This is a genomic window from Hassallia byssoidea VB512170, from assembly GCF_000817785.2.
GTDB classification, from domain to species: Bacteria; Cyanobacteriota; Cyanobacteriia; order Cyanobacteriales; family Nostocaceae; genus Hassallia; species Hassallia carrinoi.
This window is the reverse complement of sequence record NZ_JTCM02000013.1, coordinates 90,330-97,669: the sequence shown is the minus strand read 5'-3', so window position 1 is coordinate 97,669 and position 7,340 is coordinate 90,330. Positions and strand designations below refer to the sequence as shown.

Genomic DNA, 7,340 nt, shown 5'->3' with positions numbered 1-7,340 from the left:
GCTTACAAATGTGGACAGGCTTCTCCCAAGGGGAGACGCGAAGCGCGAACATCAAAAATATTCGTGGGTGGTTGCGGATCTACCTAACTTGCCTGTCTACATTTGTCGTGAGTTGTTGCAGGGGTTGAAAAATTTGCAGATATAATCGTTTGTCAGGAATGGCTCTATATTTAACCTGATAGCAAACACATCTCTGAACGCATGTGCCACAAATCTTTACCAGCCCACAGAGTAGCACTCTTACCATTGGGGCTAGAAGCTAGCAACTCTTTGAGTTCTTTCTCAAAGTTATCATTGCTGTTGTGGACAAGGATATGCACGGGTTCAGCACCCATTTCTAGCATGAAGCCGACTACGCTGTAAACTAGATCGGGATCGCCATACATAGCGAAGCGCTTGCCGTGAAGCCATGAATGGGAGTCAGTCATCGCATCAACTGCGCGACCGCGTTCGATTTCTAGTTCTTTGGGAATCGGTTTACCAGTCAGTTCGCTGAGTTTCATCAAGAACTCATCAGTACCCTTGATACCCCAAGGACGAGAAACAACAGTTGGTTGCTTCCATTCTTTTTCGATGTACTCGCGGGTTTTGATGGTAGAGTGTGCTTGCAGACAAACAGTGGTTTTGGCATTAATCGAATCTGCTGCATCTTCCAGCTTTGTACCACCTGGATACATATCAAATTCACCTGTGTTGGGTGAATCCAGATAATCGCTGTTATCTGCCAAGATGGTGTAATCGATGCCCATCATGTCGCACATCCGCTTGATTTCCCGGTTGTTACCAACGTAGGTATCAAAGCCAGGAATAAAGTTGATTTTGCCATTGCTGGTTTCTTTCTTATGACCTGCGGTCAAGTTAGAAAGAATACCCTTCATCATGTTATCATAACCAGTGATGTGGGAACCAACAAAGCTAGGAGTGTGAGCAAAAGGTACTGGGAAATCTTGAGGAACTGAACCTGCATTCTTGGAGTTGTTGATGAAAGCTTGCAAGTCATCACCGATAACTTCTGCCATACAGGTGGTGCAGACAGCAATCATTTTTGGCTTGTAGAGTTGGTAGGAGTTTGCCAACCCATCAATCATGTTTTGCAGTCCACCAAACACCGCTGCGTCTTCTGTCATTGAAGAACTGACGCCAGAAAACGGTTCTTTGTAGTGACGGGTTAAGTGGGTGCGGAAGTAAGCTACGCAACCTTGAGAACCTTGGACAAAAGGTAGAGTGCCTTCAAAACCAACAGCAGCGAAGATTGCGCCCAATGGTTGGCAACCTTTAGCGGGGTTGACGGTCAATGCTTCACGGGCGAAGTTCTTTTCACGATACTCCCAACCCTTCGTCCATTCTGCAACACGGGCAACTTCTTCGGGGCTGTGTCCGTTTTCAAATTGCCTTTTGTTTTCAAATAACTGTTGGTATTCCGGTTGGTGGAATAGTTCGACGTGATCTTGAATATTTTCCGGATTCTGAGGCATTTCTAGTTCTCCAAGCTGCTGTAGTCGTTACGTGTCGTGTGGAGGGGAATGGGGAGTAGGGAATGGGGAGTGGGAAGTGGCGAATGTTAATTCTCTACTTTCTACTCCCCCCTAGGGCTAAAACCCCAGGCTATTCCTACATCTGTCTTTCTCCCATTTATTTAGGCGATCGCCTTAGCTTCAGTCTTAGCTTCAGCTTTTTTGTTCCAGGGAGCGCCGATTAATCCCCAGGTTGGGCTGTTCAGTGCTAGATCCATATCGCGAGCGAAGATAGCGAAGCCATCATAACCGTGATAAGGACCGGAGTAATCCTTTTTATGATTTAATAGCTGAAAATAGCCTAATGTTTACAGCAAGCAGTGTCAGTTTTAAACATTGTTCGCTGATTACACATTTATTTTTAGGCTAAATATAGGCTAAAAATACCGCAATGCATAACCAGGATTTTGACAAGTATCAACAAGCTTTTGCAGACTTGCAGCCAGTTTCATCTACCGATGGCAGTTTTCTTGGCTCAAGTCAGCAAGCACAGCAGCAAAGAGAGCATATGAGAACAAAATTACTACTAGAATTAGAGAAAGTTAATCAGCGTTTGAAGTCTGCAAAGGCAAAGGTGACAATCAGGGAATCAAATGGAAGTCTGCAATTACGAGCGACGTTACCAATTAAACCCGGAGATAAAGACACAAACGGCACTGGAAGAAAACAATATAATATTAGCTTGAATATTCCCGCTAATTTGGATGGATTAAAAACCGCTGAGGAGGAATCTTATGAATTAGGAAAGTTAATTGCAAGACATACATTTGAATGGAATGATAAATATTTAGGTAATGAGGCAACTAAAAAAGACTTGAAAACAATAGGAGAGTTATTAGAAAAATTTGAAGAGGAGTATTTCAAAACTCATAAACGCACCACAAAAAGCGAACATACTTTTTTTTATTACTTTTCTCGAACTAAGCGATTCACTAACCCTAAAGATTTGGCAACTTCGGAAAATCTGATAAATTCAATTGATAAAATCGAGAAAGAATGGGCTAGATATAATGCAATGAGAGCTATATCGGCGTTTTGCATAACATTCAAAATCGAAATAGATTTATCTAAATATTCCAAAATGCCTGAGAATAATTCCCGGAATATACCCAGCGATGCGGAAATATCCGCAGGAATTATCAAGTTTGCAGATTACCTGAATAACAGAGGTAATCAAGTTAATCCAGATGTGAAAGATAGTTGGCAGCTTTGGCGCTGGACTTATGGAATGTTAGCAACTTTTGGTTTACGTCCGCGAGAGCTTTTTATTAATCCTGATATCGATTGGTGGTTAAGCGAAGAGAATGCAGACATGACATGGAAAGTTCATAAAGATTGTAAAACTGGGGAAAGACAAGCGTTACCTTTACATAAAGAATGGATTGCAGACTTTGATTTAAGAAATCCTAAATATTTAGAAATGCTGGCAACAACAGTTAGTAAAAAAGATAAAAGTAATCATGCAGAGATAACGGCGTTAACACAACGAGTTAGTTGGTGGTTTCGGAAAATCGGATTAGATTTTAAGCCGTATGATTTACGTCATGCATGGGCAATTAGAGCGCATATTTTGGGAATACCAATTAAAGCGGCGGCTGATAATTTGGGACATAGCGTGCAAGTTCATACTCAAACTTATCAGCGTTGGTTCTCGCTGGATATGCGGAAGTTGGCGATTAATCAAGCTTTGAGTAAGAGGGATGAAATTGAGGTGATTAGGGAGGAGAATGCTAAGTTGAGGATGGAGAATGAAAAGTTGAAGTTGGAGATTGAGAAGTTGAAAATAGAGTTGGTTTATAAGCGGAGTTAAATTTGCTAATATGTGGTGCGTTGCGCTTTGCGACAACGCACCCTACTTGATCGGTTGGATAACTACCCAAAATCAGGTAATTAGACGAAAACTTTTTGTATAATGTCTAGTTATACCAATTCAGTATCAGTGAGGGCATTTTGAGGAATTGTCTGTTAAAGTTCCGTATTGACGTAAATTGCAAATATGTCTCCTGAAGAATTGGAAAAACTAATTCAGCAGCATGGTGAAGCTGCTAAGGCATACGAGAATGAGGCTGTTAAAATTGGCGACACCTACATAATTCCAAGCTTTGGTTTTGATGCAACAATGCAAAATACTCTGGATTTGCTTTTAGGTCCTAGAAAAAACTGGAATCACGGAGTGGTTGATATTCGAGTTTTTGCAAAGCCTGAAGACTTTATATTATTTGATTCGGATGAAGAGACTACAGAAATTGAAATTATTGATCTATTAACACTTTGCGGAAATCTTTATCCAGACGACTATCCTCATTCTCAATTACCTGAATGGTGGACTGATGAAGATATGCAAAGTGCGGCTGAGGTGCTGGAACCGCTTGACTTTGCAATTTGGATGCAAGATACATTTTGTCCAGATGAGTCAGAAGAAGAAGCACTCGATATATGGCTGAAGTCTGTACAACCTTGGTTGGGAGAGGAAATTATCTTCTACAAGATGGAAGACGATAATGATTCTAATTGTGGTTTTGCACCATATCTTTTTGTTGGAGATCGTTGTTTTATTCTCGTTGCAAGATGTTGGGAGCTATGACAGTCATGGGAAAACAGTACGATCGCATCCCTAATGTAGGGTGCGTTGTCGCAAAGCGCAACGCACCATAATCTCAAACATCCCAAATATCCGACGCCAGCTGAACCTCACCACCCCCACCCCAATCAAGCGGGTAAATTTCCTGCTGAATAAAACGATGAATACTTGAAAAAGTCCATTGCTGCGGTGATTCACAAAGTTTATGCCGCACAGGATTATAGTGGATATAATTGCAATGATTGGCAAAATCAACTTCATCTCGAATCAGATGCTCCCAAAAACGGCGTTGCCATAAGTTTCTTTCTTTTCGCTTTTCCCGCGAACGGGAGATAGCGGCATCAAGCCCTAGCTGATGCCCGTAGTATTTGGTTACAAAGCGTTTGATTAAAAGCATTCGCATCGAGAAATTACTATCTCCTTCAGGTAGAGTCCATAGGGTATGAAAGTGATCGGGCAGTAGAACAAAGGCATCAATCGAGAAAGGGTAATTCTGTCGGACATGCACAAGGGCAGCGCGTAGAGCAGTGCGTCCGATATTGGAGCAAAGCCAGGGTTGTCGTTGGTAGGTAACTTGAGTGATGAAGTAGGTCTGCGCGGGAATATGCGGTCTGCGGTAGTTGGGCATGGGTGTGAGCGGATGGTAGTTGTATTTAGGATGCCCATGATTGATGTGGTGTGGTGTGGTGTGGTGCGTTGCGCGAGCGACAACGCACCCTACTTTGTGGCTGTTGCTTTCTTTCCATTCTGGTTGCCGTCCACACTGGCAACCGTCATTGGTTGCTGTGTAGGAATTGGTGCTTCGCCTCGCAGTCCCTTGCGGCGCTGGTTTTTAGGAATTCCTCCTGCCATGCCGTACTCTACACTGCTTTTGCCATATCGAGTAGCAACTGCCAACAGCATATGTTCTGTCATATCTCCCAACTCGCTTTCTGTTTCCAGCATTTCACGGTACAATTTATCCAAGCTGGAAAGGGCACTGTTATATGCATTTTCTCTAGTTCGCATCGTCTCGATCAGGGTTGAGAAGGCAGGTAAGGTAAGTCCATTGCCTAAATCTAAACTCGGATCAATTGAGTTTACGCCAGCCGCACGACGCACTGCTTTTTCTAACACTATGGAGGTTCTTTTTCTACGAGCCATGATATACACCTTGTAATAGAGTACGGTTAATATTCTTTACCTTAAAAAACTTCCGTATTGATCGGCTTCAGAGAATTTCGGCAAATCTGCAATGACTTTTGCTACAAGCGCGATATTTGTCATGAATGCGCGAACTACTGAAATGAGTAAGTCAAAAGGCATTTTGAGTAAGTCAAAAGGCATTTTGCTTGCGGAAAACACCAAAATGAGTAAGTCAAAAGGCATTTTGCTTGCGGAAAACACCAAAATGAGTAAGTCAAAAGGCATTTTGAGTAAGTCAAAAGGCATTTTGCTTGCGGAAAACACCAAAATGAGTAAGTCAAAAGGCATTTTGAGTAAGTCAAAAGGCATTTTGCTTATTAAAATCGACTTGATCCATATTTTTGCGCTGCAATGACCAGTACGATCGCATCCCTGGAGTACGGTGCGTTGCGAAGAGTGACAATACACCCTACCGATTTGATATTATTAACGAAGTTCGCGATGTCTACTTTAAGGGGCTACGCCTACGCCGCTCAACCCAACGAATAGCGATCGCACTCCTCACCGAGAAAGCAAAAACATTATGGCAAAGCGTAAAAAAAGCAATCTCCAGTGGATTAAAGAAACGCTTGAACTAAAACCCGACCATCGTTGGGAATCTCCATCAGGCTACAAGATTTTTGTGCTAGACCGGGGATCTGTTCGCTTCAATGTACCCCAAAATTGGGTTTTAGAGCCACAAGAAAAATCCTTCAAGTTTCTCGATAAAAAACCACCACTAGATGATTGCTGTTTGGAAGTATCTTTCAATCGCTTGCCACCCAACGACTGGAGCCAATTTCCGCTAAAATCAACTTTGAGGAAAGTGATGGAAGATGACAGTCGTAACCCTATTGAGCGGGGAGAAATCTTTACCGTCAAGCGCCAAACTGCTAAAATTGTCTGGACGGAAATTAAGTTTATCGACACTCAAGCAGAACCACGCGAAGCTTTTTCCCGGACTTGCATTGGTTTGGGGTCAAATGTTCAGTGCTTGATTACATTCGATTATTGGGCAGATCAGGCAGAACAGCTAATACCCGTTTGGGATGAAGTGATGCGTAGTCTCACCCTAGGACTTTATATCCGCGATCCAATGACTGGTTTGGCTTTTCCAGACTAAACCACAAGGTAGGGATAATTCATGTAGACAGACACTGAAGCGCTATTATAGTTATCTGTTGGGCTGCCTGATTCTTCTCCAAGTGAGCGCGGTATCATAGGATGGCGGTTTTTGGATTCTGCCGATGTCTGCTGTCATATATTTTCCACGAAACAGTCAAGCAGGCTCTTCAAAAAGAAAACTGGGTAGTTACAGACGACCCACTGAAGCTTAAGTTTGGAAATATCAACTTTCAGATTGATCTGGGCGCGGAGCGCGTATTGGCAGCAGAAAGAGCAGGTGAAAAAATAGCCGTTGAAATCAAGAGCTTTCTCAATCCTTCCGCAATTACTGATTTTTACGCTGCCTTGGGACAATTTCTTAGCTATCGTCTTGCCATAGAAGCTATTGAACCAGACCGATTTTTGTATATGGCAGTTCCATTAGACACTTACCAAACCTTTTTTCAATATGAGTTCACACAAACCGCGATAGAAAGATATGAGGTTTTATTAATCGTATACGATCCAGCAAATGAGGTGATTGTGCAATGGACAAAGTAGCAAAATATCGGGAATATATTCAAACATTACTGACTCGTTATGCTAGTGATGATAGATCGGACGATGAAGTAGAAGTTCAACTTATTCTTGATACAGATCGAGATCATTATCAGTGGATGAATGTTGGCTGGCAAGGGTTAAACCGTATTTATCGATGTATTATGCATTTTGATATTAGAGATGGTAAAATTTGGCTTCAGCAGAATTTGACGGATCAAAATCCAGCAGAGGAGTTAGTTGCTATGGGAGTATTAAGAGAGGACATTGTGCTGGGTTTGCAACCTCCATATAAACGACAGTACACAGAGTACGGTATCGCTTAAATTTTCTACTAAGTGCAATGTTGACGACGGGCTACTTAGAAATGCATTTCACACAGAATATGTAACTACATGGTTATTTGTCAAGTCTAAATT

The 7,340-nt window shown here is 42.2% G+C and carries 10 protein-coding genes and 1 pseudogene; 6 read left to right on the top strand and 5 right to left on the bottom strand.

The window, feature by feature from the left end; genetic code table 11:
- Nucleotides 1–170 precede the first annotated feature (170 nt).
- Nucleotides 171–1,475 (bottom strand): nitrogenase molybdenum-iron protein subunit beta, encoded by a 1,305-nt coding sequence (nifK, locus tag PI95_RS09405; RefSeq protein ID WP_039753399.1) that lies wholly within the window; start codon nucleotides 1,473–1,475, stop codon nucleotides 171–173.
- A 62-nt stretch (nucleotides 1,476–1,537) separates the two neighbouring features.
- Between nifK and PI95_RS09400 the strand changes: the two genes are divergently transcribed.
- The gene (locus tag PI95_RS09400) at nucleotides 1,538–1,699 is read left to right on the top strand and encodes a hypothetical protein (RefSeq protein ID WP_163518740.1); all 162 of its coding nucleotides are present in this window, start codon (nucleotides 1,538–1,540) and stop codon (nucleotides 1,697–1,699) included.
- Here PI95_RS09400 and PI95_RS37445 read toward each other — a convergent pair.
- Nucleotides 1,637–1,795, bottom strand: a pseudogene (locus PI95_RS37445) (nitrogenase molybdenum-iron protein alpha chain); the annotation flags it as partial. The gene PI95_RS09400 and the pseudogene PI95_RS37445 overlap by 63 nt on opposite strands.
- A 110-nt stretch (nucleotides 1,796–1,905) precedes the next feature.
- On the opposite strand from PI95_RS37445, the gene PI95_RS09395 reads away from it, so the two are divergent.
- Entirely contained in the window at nucleotides 1,906–3,324 is a 1,419-nt protein-coding gene (locus PI95_RS09395; protein ID WP_201280372.1) for a site-specific integrase, read from the top strand.
- Nucleotides 3,325–3,510: 186 nt separating this feature from the next.
- Nucleotides 3,511–4,098, top strand: a complete 588-nt coding sequence (locus PI95_RS09390) for a hypothetical protein (protein WP_039753401.1) — start codon at nucleotides 3,511–3,513, stop codon at nucleotides 4,096–4,098.
- A gap of 73 nt (nucleotides 4,099–4,171) precedes the next feature.
- Here PI95_RS09390 and PI95_RS09385 read toward each other — a convergent pair whose 3' ends face one another.
- The 3 genes from PI95_RS09385 to PI95_RS09375 all read right to left on the bottom strand — a co-directional run bounded on the left by PI95_RS09385 (nucleotide 4,172) and on the right by PI95_RS09375 (nucleotide 5,589).
- Nucleotides 4,172–4,723, bottom strand: a complete 552-nt coding sequence (locus PI95_RS09385) for an REP-associated tyrosine transposase (protein WP_039753402.1) — start codon at nucleotides 4,721–4,723, stop codon at nucleotides 4,172–4,174.
- An 89-nt stretch (nucleotides 4,724–4,812) separates the two neighbouring features.
- The gene (locus PI95_RS09380; protein ID WP_039753404.1) at nucleotides 4,813–5,238 is read right to left on the bottom strand and encodes a hypothetical protein; all 426 of its coding nucleotides are present in this window, start codon (nucleotides 5,236–5,238) and stop codon (nucleotides 4,813–4,815) included.
- A gap of 36 nt (nucleotides 5,239–5,274) precedes the next feature.
- Nucleotides 5,275–5,589 carry a hypothetical protein gene (locus PI95_RS09375; protein WP_039753406.1) on the bottom strand — a complete coding sequence of 105 codons (315 nt, stop codon included), beginning with the start codon at nucleotides 5,587–5,589 and terminating at the stop codon, nucleotides 5,275–5,277.
- A gap of 214 nt (nucleotides 5,590–5,803) precedes the next feature.
- Here PI95_RS09375 and PI95_RS09370 point away from each other — a divergent pair, with 214 nt between their 5' ends.
- The 3 genes from PI95_RS09370 (at nucleotide 5,804) to PI95_RS09360 (ending at nucleotide 7,247) form a co-directional block, all read left to right on the top strand.
- Nucleotides 5,804–6,382, top strand: a complete 579-nt coding sequence (locus PI95_RS09370; protein WP_039753407.1) for an Alr1449 family protein — start codon at nucleotides 5,804–5,806, stop codon at nucleotides 6,380–6,382.
- A gap of 101 nt (nucleotides 6,383–6,483) precedes the next feature.
- Nucleotides 6,484–6,924, top strand: coding sequence for an element excision factor XisH family protein (locus PI95_RS09365; protein ID WP_052325834.1), 441 nt, complete (start codon nucleotides 6,484–6,486; stop codon nucleotides 6,922–6,924).
- The gene (locus tag PI95_RS09360; protein ID WP_039753409.1) at nucleotides 6,912–7,247 is read left to right on the top strand and encodes a XisI protein; all 336 of its coding nucleotides are present in this window, start codon (nucleotides 6,912–6,914) and stop codon (nucleotides 7,245–7,247) included. Before PI95_RS09365 ends, PI95_RS09360 begins: the two co-directional genes overlap by 13 nt.
- Nucleotides 7,248–7,340 lie beyond the last annotated feature (93 nt).

Excerpts from the sequence above, each read along its gene's own strand:
- nifK (WP_039753399.1), bottom strand. The coding sequence starts at position 1,475 with ATGCCTCAGAATCCGGAAAATATTCAAGATCACGTCGAACTATTCCAC.
- PI95_RS09400 (WP_163518740.1), top strand. The coding sequence starts at position 1,538 with ATGGGGAGTGGGAAGTGGCGAATGTTAATTCTCTACTTTCTACTCCCC.
- PI95_RS09395 (WP_201280372.1), top strand. The coding sequence starts at position 1,906 with ATGCATAACCAGGATTTTGACAAGTATCAACAAGCTTTTGCAGACTTG.
- PI95_RS09390 (WP_039753401.1), top strand. The coding sequence starts at position 3,511 with ATGTCTCCTGAAGAATTGGAAAAACTAATTCAGCAGCATGGTGAAGCT.
- PI95_RS09385 (WP_039753402.1), bottom strand. The coding sequence starts at position 4,723 with ATGCCCAACTACCGCAGACCGCATATTCCCGCGCAGACCTACTTCATC.
- PI95_RS09380 (WP_039753404.1), bottom strand. The coding sequence starts at position 5,238 with ATGGCTCGTAGAAAAAGAACCTCCATAGTGTTAGAAAAAGCAGTGCGT.
- PI95_RS09375 (WP_039753406.1), bottom strand. The coding sequence starts at position 5,589 with ATGCCTTTTGACTTACTCAAAATGCCTTTTGACTTACTCATTTTGGTG.
- PI95_RS09370 (WP_039753407.1), top strand. The coding sequence starts at position 5,804 with ATGGCAAAGCGTAAAAAAAGCAATCTCCAGTGGATTAAAGAAACGCTT.
- PI95_RS09365 (WP_052325834.1), top strand. The coding sequence starts at position 6,484 with ATGGCGGTTTTTGGATTCTGCCGATGTCTGCTGTCATATATTTTCCAC.
- PI95_RS09360 (WP_039753409.1), top strand. The coding sequence starts at position 6,912 with ATGGACAAAGTAGCAAAATATCGGGAATATATTCAAACATTACTGACT.